The sequence below is a fragment of the Achromobacter sp. Marseille-Q4962 genome (genome assembly GCF_943737005.1).
In the GTDB taxonomy this organism is placed as follows: Bacteria; Pseudomonadota; Gammaproteobacteria; order Burkholderiales; family Burkholderiaceae_B; genus Achromobacter.
Map to the genome: position 1 here is coordinate 14,194 of NZ_CALSFU010000037.1, position 13,579 is coordinate 27,772.

Annotated in this window: 17 protein-coding genes; 11 read left to right on the top strand and 6 right to left on the bottom strand. The window is 68.9% G+C overall.

What is annotated here, in order from left to right:
• Positions 1–83: 83 nt before the first annotated feature.
• Both NGJ44_RS21360 and NGJ44_RS21365 read right to left on the bottom strand, forming a co-directional pair.
• A complete protein-coding gene (locus tag NGJ44_RS21360) occupies positions 84–1,157 on the bottom strand; it encodes a P1 family peptidase (protein WP_251865681.1) in 1,074 nt (357 codons plus the stop codon).
• A 46-nt stretch (positions 1,158–1,203) separates the two neighbouring features.
• The gene (locus tag NGJ44_RS21365) at positions 1,204–1,869 is read right to left on the bottom strand and encodes a peptidoglycan DD-metalloendopeptidase family protein (RefSeq protein ID WP_251865698.1); all 666 of its coding nucleotides are present in this window, start codon (positions 1,867–1,869) and stop codon (positions 1,204–1,206) included.
• A 416-nt stretch (positions 1,870–2,285) separates the two neighbouring features.
• On the opposite strand from NGJ44_RS21365, the gene NGJ44_RS21370 reads away from it, so the two are divergent.
• The 7 genes from NGJ44_RS21370 to NGJ44_RS21400 all read left to right on the top strand — a co-directional run bounded on the left by NGJ44_RS21370 (position 2,286) and on the right by NGJ44_RS21400 (position 8,874).
• Positions 2,286–3,488, top strand: a complete 1,203-nt coding sequence (locus NGJ44_RS21370; protein WP_251865682.1) for a sensor histidine kinase — start codon at positions 2,286–2,288, stop codon at positions 3,486–3,488.
• A gap of 3 nt (positions 3,489–3,491) precedes the next feature.
• Positions 3,492–4,043: a response regulator transcription factor gene (locus NGJ44_RS21375; RefSeq protein ID WP_053245655.1), complete on the top strand. Its 552-nt coding sequence runs from the start codon at positions 3,492–3,494 to the stop codon at positions 4,041–4,043.
• A 224-nt stretch (positions 4,044–4,267) separates the two neighbouring features.
• A complete protein-coding gene (gene cyoA / locus NGJ44_RS21380) occupies positions 4,268–5,176 on the top strand; it encodes a ubiquinol oxidase subunit II (protein ID WP_053245654.1) in 909 nt (302 codons plus the stop codon).
• A gap of 2 nt (positions 5,177–5,178) precedes the next feature.
• Complete coding sequence (cyoB, locus tag NGJ44_RS21385; RefSeq protein WP_053245653.1) at positions 5,179–7,155, top strand: cytochrome o ubiquinol oxidase subunit I; 1,977 nt, start codon at positions 5,179–5,181, stop codon at positions 7,153–7,155.
• 3 nt (positions 7,156–7,158) lie between these two features.
• Positions 7,159–7,776 carry a cytochrome o ubiquinol oxidase subunit III gene (gene cyoC, locus NGJ44_RS21390; RefSeq protein WP_053245652.1) on the top strand — a complete coding sequence of 206 codons (618 nt, stop codon included), beginning with the start codon at positions 7,159–7,161 and terminating at the stop codon, positions 7,774–7,776.
• A complete protein-coding gene (gene cyoD / locus NGJ44_RS21395; protein ID WP_053245558.1) occupies positions 7,776–8,123 on the top strand; it encodes a cytochrome o ubiquinol oxidase subunit IV in 348 nt (115 codons plus the stop codon). The genes cyoC and cyoD overlap by 1 nt, the downstream gene beginning before the upstream one ends.
• Positions 8,124–8,265: 142 nt before the next feature.
• Positions 8,266–8,874, top strand: coding sequence for a LysE family translocator (locus tag NGJ44_RS21400; protein ID WP_251865684.1), 609 nt, complete (start codon positions 8,266–8,268; stop codon positions 8,872–8,874).
• Between the two features lie 10 nt (positions 8,875–8,884).
• Here the strand turns inward: NGJ44_RS21400 and NGJ44_RS21405 are convergent, their stop codons facing one another.
• The gene (locus NGJ44_RS21405) at positions 8,885–9,427 is read right to left on the bottom strand and encodes a GNAT family N-acetyltransferase (RefSeq protein WP_251865686.1); all 543 of its coding nucleotides are present in this window, start codon (positions 9,425–9,427) and stop codon (positions 8,885–8,887) included.
• Positions 9,428–9,524: 97 nt separating this feature from the next.
• On the opposite strand from NGJ44_RS21405, the gene NGJ44_RS21410 reads away from it, so the two are divergent.
• On the top strand, positions 9,525–9,740 hold the full coding sequence (locus NGJ44_RS21410; RefSeq protein ID WP_053245556.1) for a SlyX family protein: 216 nt from the start codon (positions 9,525–9,527) through the stop codon (positions 9,738–9,740).
• Between the two features lie 235 nt (positions 9,741–9,975).
• The gene (locus tag NGJ44_RS21415) at positions 9,976–10,326 is read left to right on the top strand and encodes a DUF4148 domain-containing protein (protein ID WP_053245555.1); all 351 of its coding nucleotides are present in this window, start codon (positions 9,976–9,978) and stop codon (positions 10,324–10,326) included.
• A gap of 107 nt (positions 10,327–10,433) precedes the next feature.
• Here the strand turns inward: NGJ44_RS21415 and NGJ44_RS23220 are convergent, their stop codons facing one another.
• Both NGJ44_RS23220 and NGJ44_RS23225 read right to left on the bottom strand, forming a co-directional pair.
• Positions 10,434–10,928 carry a substrate-binding domain-containing protein gene (locus tag NGJ44_RS23220; protein ID WP_502802157.1) on the bottom strand — a complete coding sequence of 165 codons (495 nt, stop codon included), beginning with the start codon at positions 10,926–10,928 and terminating at the stop codon, positions 10,434–10,436.
• Positions 10,898–11,326 carry a LysR family transcriptional regulator gene (locus tag NGJ44_RS23225; protein ID WP_502802158.1) on the bottom strand — a complete coding sequence of 143 codons (429 nt, stop codon included), beginning with the start codon at positions 11,324–11,326 and terminating at the stop codon, positions 10,898–10,900. The genes NGJ44_RS23220 and NGJ44_RS23225 overlap by 31 nt, the downstream gene beginning before the upstream one ends.
• Positions 11,327–11,450: 124 nt before the next feature.
• Between NGJ44_RS23225 and NGJ44_RS21425 the strand changes: the two genes are divergently transcribed.
• Both NGJ44_RS21425 and NGJ44_RS21430 read left to right on the top strand, forming a co-directional pair.
• Positions 11,451–12,665 (top strand): MFS transporter, encoded by a 1,215-nt coding sequence (locus NGJ44_RS21425; RefSeq protein ID WP_251865688.1) that lies wholly within the window; start codon positions 11,451–11,453, stop codon positions 12,663–12,665.
• A gap of 83 nt (positions 12,666–12,748) precedes the next feature.
• Positions 12,749–13,132 (top strand): hypothetical protein, encoded by a 384-nt coding sequence (locus NGJ44_RS21430; RefSeq protein WP_251865690.1) that lies wholly within the window; start codon positions 12,749–12,751, stop codon positions 13,130–13,132.
• A 52-nt stretch (positions 13,133–13,184) separates the two neighbouring features.
• On the opposite strand, the gene NGJ44_RS21435 is transcribed toward NGJ44_RS21430, so the two are convergent.
• Positions 13,185–13,579, bottom strand: a 395-nt coding sequence (locus NGJ44_RS21435) for a phosphate acyltransferase (protein ID WP_251865692.1), incomplete at its 5' end; no start/stop codon positions are given.

Genomic DNA, 13,579 nt, shown 5'->3' on the forward strand with positions numbered 1-13,579 from the left:
CCCTGGGTGGCGTTGCGGCCGCGGCCGTTCCCGCCCGTGCGAGCATGCCCGCGCGGAATGACAGCTTGAGGACAGCCCGGCGTTCAGCCCGCGAAATCGACGGCCGCGGGATAGCCTGCAATCGCCCTCGCGCTCAGGATGGCGCGCTGTACGGCAATGGCCATGGCCTCGGCGGCCAGCACGCCCAGCAGCATGGGATTGCCCGGTTTGCGCGAGGCGCCCGTGCCCAGCGCGAAAATGGTGTCGCCGTCCAGCATGGTGTGGATGGGGTTGATGGCGCGGGCCAGGCCGTCGTGCGCGAGCTGGGCCACTTTGCCGGCCTGGGCCTTGGTCAGCACGGCGTCGGTGGCGACCACGCCGATAGTGGTGGCCGAGCCCGGCCGCATGGCGCGAGGCAGCTCGCCGCCGAGCACGGCGGCCCGGGTGTCGAGCAGGGCCCGGCCGTCGGCGGTGCGCGCCCCGGCCAGCACCCGGCCGGTCTGCGGGTCCACCACGTCGCCCACCGCATTGACCGCCACCAGCGCCCCCACGGTCACGCCGCCGGCCATGAGGGCGGCGCTGCCCAGCCCGCCTTTCATGGCGCGCGCCGCGCCATAGAGCTTGCCCACGGTGGCCCCGGCGCCCGCGCCCACGTTGCCCTCCGGCACCGGCTCCGCGCTGGCGGCCTTGCAGGCCTGATAGCCGGCCTCGGCGTCGGGGCGCACCGACGCGTCGCCCACGCCCAGGTCGAACAGCACGGCGGCCGGCACGATGGGCACGCGGGCCACGCCCGCGTCGAAGCCGATGCCCTGCTGCTCCAGGTAGCGCATCACGCCGCCGGCGGCGTCCAGCCCGAAGGCGCTGCCGCCCGACAGCAGCACCGCATGCACCTGCTCCACCAGGTTCCCGGGCCGCAGCAGGTCGGTTTCGCGGGTGCCGGGCGCCGCGCCCCGCACGTCCACGCCGGCCACCGCGCCGCCCTCGGCGAGAATGACGGTGCAGCCCGTGGGCCGGCGCGTATCCGTGTAATGCCCGACCTTGATGCCCGGCACCCGGGTCAGGCTGCCCTGGCCGGGCATGGGCTTCGCGGCCTGCGCGCCGGCCGGGGCCGCGCGGGCCAGGGCGGCAGCCCCGGCGGCCGCCATCATGAAGACCCGCCTGCTCCACTGCTGTTCCATGGACGCTCTCCTTCCCCCGGCGAGCGCTGGCGGCCGCGCCGCCCGCTCAGCGCGACGGCAGCGATCCCAGGGGGTCGACCGCCTGGCCGTCGTAACGCAGCTCGAAGTACAGCCCCACCTGCCGGCTGTCGCTATTGCCCATTTCGGCGATCTTCTGGCCCTGGCTCACGCGCTGGCCTTCCCTGGCGATCAGCTTGCTGTTGTGGGCGTAGATCGTGAGGAAACCGCCGCTGTGCTTGACGATGATGAGGTGCCCGTAGCCGCGCAGGCCGCTGCCGGAATAGGCGACCGTGCCCGGGGCGGCGGCCACCACGGGCGTGCCGGCCGAGTTGGCGATGACGATGCCGTTGGAGCGCGAGCCGTCGTAGCGGCGCGCCAGCTTGCCCTGGGCCGGCCAGACCAGCGAAATGGCGCCCGGCGGCGCCGTGCGGTGGCGGGACGCGGAGGCGCCGCCCGGGCTGGAGGTCCGGGGCTTGGACGTCTGGCGACGCGGGGCCGGCGCGCTGGCCTGCCCCGGCGGCGGCGCGACGCGCAGCACCTGCCCGACTTCGATCTCGTTGGCGTTCTTCAGGCCGTTCCAGCGCACCAGATTGCCGACCGTGGTGCCCTGCTTGCGCGCGATCTGGGTCAGGGTGTCACCGGACTGGACGCGGTAATGGCCCGGCTCGACCCGGGTGCTGGCGCAGGCCGCCAGCAGCATCGCCAGCGCCATGGAAGCCAGCAGGCGGAAAAACGGCGGCCTGCGGCCGGACGGAGAGGCGGAACGGAGCGGACTCGAAGCGGGCGTGGACGGCGGCACTGATACCTGCGGGCTGGCGGTGTGAGCGGAATGGCCCAAGGGTACCAAGATTTTTCGTGCGCGGCGCGGTCCTGCGCGGCGGGGTCCTGCGCGGCGCGGTCCTGCGCGGCGCAATCCTGCGCGGCGGCGCCCGCCTCCGCGCCAGCGAAAAGGGGACGCATTAACGCCCCCGTCGGGCAGCGCCGTCCCCCGATTCCCCCTACAATGCGGGTCACGTCCCGGGCGCTCCCCGCCGCGGCCCCCGCCTCGCCGCCAGACCGGGATGCCTGCGTTCCACGCGCCAGGCGCCAGGACTGCCGGCCAGTCTGCCGGCCCTGCTCTATAGGTATATGCCCGGTAGTTCCGCTTTCTCCTTCCTGCGCACGCTCTGCAGCCTGCGGTGGCTCGCCATCGCGGGCCAGGCCGCCACCATCCTGCTGAGCAGCAGCCTGCTGGGCCTGGACCTGCCCCTGGAGCCGCTCTGGATCGGGGTCGGCGCGCTCATCGGCTTCAACGTTTACGCCAGCCTGCGCCTGCGGCATCCGCGCGATCTTTCCCACGCCACGGCCTTCTCGCACCTGCTGGTGGACATGGCCGTGCTGGCCTGGATGGTGGGCTGGAGCGGCGGCATCAGCAACCCCTTCGGGATGATGTTCCTCATCCTCACGGCCCTGGCGGCGCTGGCGCTGCCGCGTAACTGGGCCCTGGCCGCCGCGCTGGCGGGCATCCTGGGGTTTGCCGCGGCCGCCGCCTTCGGCCAGCCGCTGCGGGGCAGCGCCAACACCCATGTGCTGCTGCTGTGGGGGCTGGGCGCCAATTTCCTGATCTCGGTGATCGTGGTGCTGTTCTTCTCCACCCGGCTGGCCTCGGACCTGCGCGCCCGCGAGCGCGAGCTGGCCGGGCTGCGCGAGCGCTTCACCCGCAACGAGGGCATCGTGGCCCTGGCGACCCACGCCGCCGCCATGGCCCACGAACTGAACACGCCGCTGGCCACCATGACGCTGCTGGCCGACGAGATCGCCGCCGAAGTCAGCGACGAAGACGTGCGCAAGGACGTGGCCACGCTGCGGCAGCTCCTGGCCCTGTGCCGCGAGCGCATCCGCAACCTGGCCGTGCCCACCGCGGTAGACCTGGTGCGGGTGGTGGGCCAGTGGCGCCTCATCCGCCCCACCATCGACCTGCAGCGCTCGGGCGCCCTGCCCGCCAGCCTGCGGGTGGATCCGGCCATCGCGCACCTGCTGCAGGCACTGCTCAACAACGCGGCCGACGCGGGCGAGGCCGCCGGCGCGCCGCGGGTGGACCTGCACCTGGAATACGGCTATGGCGCGCTGCGCGGCGAGGTGCGCGACTACGGCCGGGGCTTCGACCCCGACCAGACCCTGCTGCCGGCCACCAGCCTCTTCAACAGCGGCAAACCCGGCGGGCTGGGCGTGGGCCTGGCGCTCTCGCACGCCACGGTGGAGCAGCTGGGCGGCGAAATGACCATGACCGCGGCCGAGGGGGGAGGCACGCGCATCCGCTTCTACCTGCCCCTGGGCAACCCGGGAACCTGAGACATGAATCCTACCGACCTTGGACTGCTGATCGACGACGACGAGCTTTACGTGCGCACCCTGCAGCGCAGCCTGTCGCGGCGGGGCCTGGAAACCCGCACCGCCACGAGCATCGCGGAGGCGCTGCGCGTGGCCGAGGAGATCCGGCCCGCCTTCGCCCTGGTGGACCTGCGCCTGGGCGAGGATTCGGGCCTGACGCTGATCCGGCCCCTGCGCGCGCTGCGCGAGGACATGCGCATTCTGCTGGTCACGGGCTACGCCAGCGTGGCCACGGCCGTGGAGGCCATCAAGCGGGGCGCGGACGACTACCTGCCCAAGCCGGCCACCGCGCCCATGATCCTGCGCACCCTGGGCCTGGTAAAGCCGGAAACGGTTACCATCGAAACCACCATGACGCCGCTGCACCGCCTAGAATGGGAGCATATCCACCAGGCCCTGCACGAAACCGGCGGCAACGTTTCGGCCGCCGCCCGCCTCCTGGGCATGCACCGGCGCTCCCTGCAGCGCAAGCTTGCCAAGAAACCGGGGCCGGAACGCGAAGTGTTGCTGGATTGAAAATGTGCGGGTGCGACATATCGTCGCACCTCCGGTGCCCGCAGAGCCCCTGCGGCGCCCAGGGATATCCGGGTTCTTCCGCCGATCTCCCGTAAGTTCCCCTGGCCAATGCGACCATTTGTCGCAGGCTTGCGCCAGATCAAACCGCTAGGATGGACGTTGCTGCTCCGCAGCACCTGGCCTGCTGCGTAGCAGCATTCTCCACCTTCCATCCAAGGCTGTACGTGAAACACCCCCTCCTTGCGACCCTTACGCGCATTTTTGGCGTCGGCGCGGTCATGCTGCTCGGCGGCTGCAACATGGAACTCCTGTCTCCCAAGGGAGACATAGGCGCCCAGGAAAAGACCCTGCTCCTCACGGCAACGTGGCTCATGCTGCTCGTCGTCGTGCCGGTGATCATCATGGTCCTGACCTTCGCCTGGAAGTACCGCGCATCCAATACCAAAGCCGTCTACGCGCCCAAGTGGTCCCACTCCACGGCCATCGAGCTCGTGGTCTGGACCATCCCGGTCATCATCGTCGCCATCCTGGCGGTGATCACCTGGCGCTCCACCCACGCCCTCGACCCCTACAAGCCCCTGGCCTCCGACCGCAAGCCGGTGACCATCGAGGTGGTGTCGCTGGACTGGAAATGGCTCTTCATCTACCCCGAGTACGACATCGCCACGGTGAACGAAATCGCCTTCCCCGTGGACACGCCGGTGAACTTCCGCATCACCTCGGCTTCGGTGATGAATTCCTTCTTCATTCCCCAGCTCGGCAGCCAGATCTATTCGATGGCGGGCATGGAAACCAAGCTGCACCTGATCGCGCGCGAGCCCGGCACCTACGCCGGCATCTCGGCCAACTACAGCGGCGGCGGCTTCTCCGGCATGCGCTTCAAGGCGCACGCCACCTCCGCGGAAGGGTTCGACAAGTGGGTCCAGGAAGCCAAGGCTTCCGGCAACGCCCTCACCCCCGAAACCTACCAGCAACTGGTCAAGCCCAGCGAACACAACCCGGTCGTGAAGTACGCCTCGGCGCCTCCGGCCATGTTCGACTACATCTTGAACAGCACCATGAGCAAGATGGCCGGCGTGGACTCCGCCACGTGCACCCCCACGTCGAATAATCTGATCGCAGGAATTAACTAACAATGTTCGGGAAACTCACCCTAGAGGCGATTCCGTACCATGAACCCATCGTCATGGTCACGCTGGTCGCCGTGCTGCTGGGCGGCGCCGCGCTGCTCGGCGCCATCACCTACTTCGGCAAGTGGAAGTACCTGTGGACGGAGTGGCTGACCTCGGTCGACCACAAGCGCATCGGCGTGATGTACATCATCGTCGCCCTGGTCATGCTGCTGCGCGGCTTCGCCGACGCCATCATGATGCGCACCCAGCTCGCCGTGGCGGCCGGCGACTCCGCCGGCTTCCTGCCCCCGCACCACTACGACCAGATCTTCACCGCCCACGGCGTCATCATGATCTTCTTCATGGCGATGCCTTTCATCACGGGCCTGATGAACATCGTGGTGCCGCTGCAGATCGGCGCGCGCGACGTGGCCTACCCGTTCCTGAACTCGCTGAGCTTCTGGCTGTTCCTGGTGGGCGTGGTGCTGATGATGCTGTCGCTGTTCGTCGGCGAATTCGCCGCGACCGGCTGGCTGGCCTATCCGCCGCTCTCGGGCCTGGACTACAGCCCGGGCGTGGGGGTGGATTACTACCTCTGGGCATTGCAGATATCCGGCCTGGGAACCACGCTTTCGGGCATCAACTTCATCGTGACCATCCTGCGCATGCGCGCGCCGGGCATGACCCTGATGAAGATGCCGGTGTTCACCTGGACCTCGCTGGTCACCAACATCCTGATCGTGGCCGCCTTCCCGGTCCTGGCCGCCACCCTGGCGCTGCTGACCGCCGACCGCTACCTGGGCACGCACTTCTTCACGAACGACATGGGCGGCAACGTCATGATGTACGTGAACCTGATCTGGATCTGGGGCCATCCCGAGGTCTACATCCTGGTGCTGCCGGCCTTCGGCGTGTATTCCGAGGTGGTCGCCACCTTCGCCCGCAAGACGCTGTTCGGCTACAAATCCATGGTCTACGCCACGGCCTGCATCGGCGTGCTGTCGTTCCTGGTGTGGCTGCACCACTTCTTCACCATGGGCGCCGGCGCCAACGTGAACACGTTCTTCGGCATCGCCACGATGATCATCTCGATCCCGACCGGCGCGAAGATCTTCAACTGGCTGTTCACCATGTACCGGGGCCGCGTGCACTTCACCACCCCGATGCTGTGGACCCTGGGCTTCATGGTCATCTTCGTCATCGGCGGCATGACCGGCGTGCTCATGGCCATCCCCGGCGTGTCGTTCGTGCTGCACAACAGCCTGTTCCTGATCGCCCACTTCCACAACACCATCATCGGCGGCGTCGTGTTCGGCTGCATCGCCGGCATGACCTACTGGTTCCCCAAGGCGTTCGGCTTCAAGCTCAATGAGCGCCTGGGCAAGTACTCGTTCTGGTGCTGGACCGTCGGCTTCTTCCTGGCCTTCATGCCCCTGTACATCCTGGGCCTGAAGGGCATGACGCGCCGCCTGAACCACTACGACAACCCCGAGTGGCAGCCCTACCTGCTGGTCGCGCTGGCCGGCGCCGCCCTGGTCATGCTGGGCATCTGGTTCCTGCTGCAGCAGGTGTTCGTCAGCGTGCGCCAGCGCAAGCAGAACCAGGATCTCACCGGCGATCCCTGGGACGGCCGCACCCTCGAGTGGTCGATCTCCTCGCCCGCGCCTTTCTACAACTTCGCCCACATTCCCCACGTCGAGGAACTGGACCAGTTCTGGGAAGACAAGCAGAACGGCCGCGCCTACAAGCGCCCCGCCAAGTACGAGGACATCCACATGCCGCGCAACACCGCCGCGGGCGTCTACATCGGCGCGTTCGGCCTGGCCATGACCTTCGGCCTGGTGTGGCACATCTGGTGGCTCTCCATCGCCGGCTTCGTCGGCATGATCGCCTCGTTCGTGGTTCGCGCCTACGACCGCGACGTGGACTACTACGTCCCCGCCGCGGAAGTCGAGCGGATCGAAAACGCCCACTTTGACAAAATGCAGAAGGCCGCCTGAGCCATGATTCACGCTGTAGCCACTCACCCCAACGCGCACGGCCACGACGACCATGCGCACCATGACGATGGATCCAAGACCGTCTTCGGTTTCTGGATCTATCTGATGAGCGACCTGCTGATCTTCTCGGTCCTGTTCGCCACGTTCGCGGTGCTGTTCAACGCCACCGCGGGCGGCCCCACGGGCAAGGAACTGTTCGACCTGAAGTTCGTGCTGGTCGAGACCCTGCTGCTGCTGTTCTCCAGCTTCACGTTCGGGCTGGCCAACCTCAACGTCCATGCCGGCAACAAGAGCCGCGCCATGGGCTGGCTGGCCATCACGTTCCTGTTCGGCGCGGGCTTCATCGCGATGGAACTCTACGAATTCCATCACCTGATCCAGGAAGGCGCGGGCCCCGGCCGCAGCGCCTACCTGTCGGCCTTCTTCACGCTGATCGGCACCCACGGCCTGCACGTGACCTTCGGCCTGATCTGGATCGTCATCATGCTCGACATGATGCGCCGCTACGGGCTGGACGCGATCAACAAGCGCCGCCTGGCCTGCCTGAGCCTGTTCTGGCACTTCCTGGACATCGTCTGGATCTGCGTCTTCACCTTCGTCTATCTCATGGGAGCCATCTGATGTCGCACCATTCCGCGGCCGCCAGCGGCCATGACGAGCACGCCGCCGACCACGGCACCCTGAAGTCCTACATCGTGGGCTTTGCGCTCTCGCTCATCCTCACCTTCGGCTCCTTCGGCCTGGTGATGAGCGGCGCGCTGCCGCGCGCCACTGTCGTCATCGGCGTGGTGGCGCTGTGCGTGGCCCAGCTTCTGGTGCAGCTGGTCTACTTCCTGCACATGGGCTCCAAGTCCTCGCGCGACAACCTTTCGACCTTCGTCTTCACCGCGCTGATCATCTTCATCATCGTGGGCGGGTCGGCCTGGGTGCTGTACAACATGAACGTCAACATGGGCCATTCGATGTAAGGCTCCTGTTCCGACGCTGCACGAAAAAACGGGCGCCGCTGGCGCCCGTTTTTCTTTTGCCTGCCCGGGCGCGGCGCGCCCGCAAGGGAAACGGGCCGGCAAACGTATACTTCCCCCATCCTTCGATCCGCGGAATTTCCCCATGGCCCTGCACACCTGGCTGCTCTATCTGCTCGCCGTCACCGGCCTGTCGCTCACGCCCGGCCCCAATACGCTGCTCGCGCTGACCCACGGCGCGCTGCACGGACACCGCAGGGCGCTGTGCACCATCGCGGGGGGCGCCGCCGGTTTCGTCGCGCTGATCGCGCTTTCCATGCTCGGCATCGGCGCCCTGCTCAAGGCCTGGGCGCCGGCCCTCACGGCGCTCAAGTGGGCCGGCGGCGCCTACCTGATCTACCTGGGCGTGCAGCTCTGGCGCGCCCCGGGCGTCACGCTGCGGCCTCCGGCCGGCGCGCCCGCGCTGCGCGGCACGCGCATGTTCGGCCAGGGCTTTCTCTCCGCCATCTCCAACCCCAAGGCGCTGCTTTTCTACGGCGCCTTCCTGCCGCAGTTCGTCGATCCGGCGCGCAGCCTGCTCACGCAGTTCGCGGTCATGGCGGCCACCTTCGCCGGCATCGAATTCGCGGTGGAGTATGGCCTGGCCCGGCTGGCGCATCGCGTGCGGCCCTGGCTGGAACGCGCCGGCCGGCGCTTCAACAAAGTATGCGGCGGCCTGTTCGCCGCCCTCGGCGTGGCGCTGCCCACGGCCTGACGCCCCCGCTTCAGGCCGGCGCGCCGCCCAGCTGCTTGTGGAAGTAGGTCGTGGCGCAAAGCGCGCCGTCCGGCATCAGCGCATAGTTGGGCACCACGCCCACGCGCAGCCAGCCGCAGCGCGCATAGAGCCGCTCGGCGTCTCCGCCCGTTACGGTGTCCAGCACCAGCACGGTCTTGCCCTCGGCCCGCGCGGCCTCGTCCACGGCCTGCAGCAGGCGCTGGCCGATGCCCCGGCGCCGGGCCGAGCGGCAGACCAGCATCTTGGCCACGTCGGCCCGGTGCGGCTGGTTCTCGGGCTGGGCCGTCACCAGCTGCACGGTGCCGACGATGCGCCCCTCCAGGCGCGCCACGAGCAGGATGCGCTCGCCGCGCGCCACGCCCTGCGCCACCGACGTCCAGAACGCCACGGCGGCAGGCCGCGCCAGGGGCAGCATGAAGCTCACGGAAGCTCCGCCTTCCACGCAGTCGATCAGCACATCGGCCAGCTCCTGCACGCTGGCGGCCGCCGCGACGCCATCGAGGCGGCTTATGCTGACCTCGTTATCGCTCATGGTTTCTTCCTCGGCATAATGGTGTCCCGGAACCGGGGACGGCCTGGATCATACTGCCTTGCGGCGGCCGCGCCGGGATTGCGTTCTAATAGCGCGCATGAACCCATCGCAAGACATTGAACGCCGCCTCACCGAGCTGGAAATCAAGGCGAGCTTTGCCGACGACCTGCTCGACCACCTGAACCAGGTCATCGCGCGCCAGCAGCAGCAGATCGAGCTGCTGGCGCGCGAGCTGGCCGAGCTGCGCCGCCAGGGGCCGGAAAACGCCCCGGCATTTCGCAGCCTGCGCGACGAGATTCCCCCGCATTACTGAACGCCCGCACGGCGCGCCGGCTGCGCGGGCTATCTCACGCCCTTTTGATTCCATACACGGCAAAAAAAAACGGATATATTCATTATTATCCCAATAGTGAAAATATCTTTTACGGATATAAGGGTTTATCCCTACCTCCCAAGAGCGCACACTATTCGCATCGGGATACAGCAACGAACCACGACGGACAGGCCGCCGGATTCGCTCCCAAAGCTCTTGAAATCGGAGGTTTATCATGAAGACGCTTGCTACTGCTCTGATGTTGTCCCTGGCCGCCATCAGCTCCGGCGCCTACGCTTCGCAGAACATCGAACCCAACAACATCCCCTTCCAGGGCGTGTACGGCGCCGCCTACGACGGCCCGGCCCGCGCCCAGGTCCAGGCCGAACTGGCCGCCGCCAAGGCTGCCGGCCAGGTGTCCAACGTCGAGCCCAACGACATGCCCTTCCAGGGCGTCTACGGCGCCGTGGAATCGGGCAAGACCCGCGCCCAGGTCCGCGCCGAACTGGCCGCCGCCAAGGCCGCCGGCCAGGTATCCAACGTCGAGCCCAACGACATGCCCTTCCAGGGCGTCTATGGCCAATGAACACCGCCCCATCACAATAATGTGAATACCCCCTCCTCTTGTTGTACTTGGGCCGCCAGCAATGGCGGCTTTTTTTACCTCGGGGCGGCGCGGCGGCAAGGCCCTCTTCACGCGACGCGCGCGATGGCGGCGAGGATTTCGCGGAACGCCTGCGCGGCCGGCCCCAGCGGCTGGTCGACGCGGTGCGCGAGGTAGGCCTCGTAAGCCACCCGCGCCTCCCGGCCCAGGGCAGCGGTGGGCAGCGGCACCAGCCGCCCTTCGCGCAGGTCGCGCTCGACCAGCCAGACAGGCAGACGCCCCCAGCCCAGGCCGGCGAGGATCATGGCGTGTTTGGCGTCCTGCGTATTGACGCGGCAGGTCTGGGGCGACAGCACGCCGAAGTCGCGCCCCTCCGACAACGCCGAGGGATCGGACTGCACGATCTGCAGATGATCGGCCAGGTCGTCCAGGCCCAGGGACCGGCCGGACGGCGCCGCCGCCAGCGGATGTCCGGCCGCCGCCACCGCCACGATTTCCGTGGCCGCCAGCGCCTCCAGCGCCACCCGCGGGTCGCGGAACCCTTCGCCCACCATCACGGCCAGGCTGGCCCGCGCCTGCAGCAAGGCGGCCAGCGGGCCGCCCGCACGGCCACCGAGGGATAGCGGCGGCGCATGCGGGCCAGCGCCTCTCCGACCTGCCCCAGCGGAAACAGCGTGTCCACTGCCACCGACAGCTCCAGTTCCAGGTGGCGGCCAAGCCCGCGCGCCCGGGCGCGCAGGGTATCCACGCGCAGCAGGATGTCGCGCGCATTGGCGAGCAGCGCCTGGCCTTGCGCGGTAAGCGCGGGACGCCTCCGGCTGCGGTCGAACAGCGCCAGGCCCAGCTCGGCCTCGAGATTGGCGATGGCGTGGCTGACGGCCGACTGCACGCGGCCAAGGCGCGCCGCGCCCGCGCGGAAACTGCCCGCCTCCGCGACGGTGACGAACGTGCGCAACTGGTCCAGGGTCAGGGCATCGAGCATGGCGGGAAAAGCGCGTTTTTCCGATCTGATTCATAGATCATCTGCATCAAATTTATATCACTTCCGTAGATATGAAACAGGTGCGATGCTATTTCCCGATCGGCATCGCCAAGAGGGAGGATCGATGACGGATTCCGTGGAAAACGCGCGCGGCGGGCACGCCGTATGGACGACCGTGTTCGCCGTGCTCGGCGCGGGCATCGTGGCCGCCGCGCAGGTCGGCAAGGTGCCCATCGCCATCCCCATGCTGCGCGACGCGCTGGGGCTCAGCCTGGCGCAGGCGGGCGCGCTGATGTCGGTGGTGGCCGTGCTGGCCCTGGCCGCCAGTGTTCCCGCGAGCGCGCTGGTGCCCGTGCTGGGCGACCGGCGCATGCTGCTGGCCGGCCTGCTGGCCGTCATCGGCGGCGCGGCAGCCGGGGCGCTCGCGCCCTCGCTCGCCGTGCTGATGACCGCGCGGGTGGCGGAGGGGCTGGGCTTTCTGCTGGTCACGGTGTCGGCGCCCGCGGCGCTGCAGCGCGTGGCCGCGCCCGCGCGGCGCGACGTGGTCTTCGCGCTCTGGAGCTGCTACATGCCGGCCGGCATGGCGCTGGCGATGGCGGCCGGGCCGCTGTTTTCCGGATGGCGCGCGCTGTGGTGGGCCAGCGCCGCGCTGGCGCTGGCCGCGGGCGCGGCGGTGTGGATAGCCGTGCCCCGCCGCCCGCCGCCGCCGCTGCCGCGCACGGCTGGCGCGCTCCTGCGCGGTATGGCTGCGGACGTGTCCGCCGTCGTCCGGGGCGGCCCGGCGCTGCGCTCGGCGGCCTGCTTCACGCTGTACAGCCTGATGTCCTTCGCGCTGTACAGCTTCCTGCCCATTCTGCTGATCGAGCGCATGGGCGTGGCGCACGGCGCGGTCGGCCTGCTCTCGGCCGCGACGGTGCTGGCGAACGTGGCCGGCAACCTGGCGGCCGGCCATCTGCTGGCGCGGGGCGCGGGGCGCGCCACGCTGATCGCGGGGGCCTGCTCGGTCATGGGCGCAGCCGCGCTGGGCATTTTCCTGTCGCCTTTCGGCAACGTGGCGACCTATGCGCTGTGCCTGATCTTCTCGGGCGTGGGCGGCCTGGTCCCGGCCACGCTGATCGCCAGCGCGCCGGCGGTCGCGCCGCGCGTCGCGCTGGCGCCCATCGTGATCGGACTGCTGATGCAGGGCAGCGGCCTGGGCCAGGTCGTGGGACCGATGACGGTGGGCGCCGCGATCGACGCCTACGGCTGGCCCGCGGCGGCGCTGCTGGTGGGCGCGGCGGCGGTGTGGGTGGCGCGCGGCATGCGCTTGCCGGCGCGCGTATCCGCTTGCCGGCCGTGAAGTCCACTCACACCAAACCGCTTTCGTGGCGTACCATTTGGCATCCTGCGACTTGCGCCTACACAAGAATGAGGAGGTTCATCTTGAAGAAACCCCTGGCACTTTTCGCCGCGCTCGCCGCGGCCTGCAGCCTGGGCACGGCCGCGCTCGCGGCGCCGCCCGTCATGCTCAACGACGCGCTGATCACCCAGATTCCCAAGAGCGACCAGGCCGCGTTCCGCCAGGCCGTGGCCGACGCGCTGAACACGTCTCCCGACGGCCTGAGCACGAGCTGGAGCAGCACGCCGCGCCGCAAGGGCGCGCCGCCCATTACGGTCAAGCTCACGCCCACCCAGACCAGCAAAGGCAGCAACGACCGCCTCTGCCGCTTCCTGCAGGGAGACTTCTCCCGCACGTCCACGTCCGAAACCTGGAAGTTCTGGTTCTGCAAGCAGCCCGACGGCACCTGGAAAGCCAGCAGCACCTGAGCAGGCCGCCGCGGCCCGGCGCGGCGCCGGGCCATGGCGCGCGCCGCCCCGGTCAGGCGGGCGCGCGGTTCGCGTCCAGCACCGTGAGAGCCGCCATGTTGACGATGCGGCGCACCGAAGAGCTGGACGTCAGGATGTGCACCGGCGCGTTGGCGCCCAGCAGGAACGGGCCCACCGCCACATTGCCCCCGGCCGCCGTCTTCAGCAGGTTGTACGCAATGTTGCCCGCATCCACGTTCGGGCACACCAGCAGGTTCGCCTCGCCCTTGAGCGTGGACGACGGCAGAATCCGCATGCGCAGCGCCTCGTCCAGCGCGCAGTCGCCGTGCATCTCCCCGTCGATCTCCAGCTCCGGCGCCGCCTCGCGCACCAGCTCCAGCGCCCGCCGCATCTTCGCCCCCGAGGCCGAACTGCCCGAACCAAAGTTCGACCTCGACAGCAGCGCCA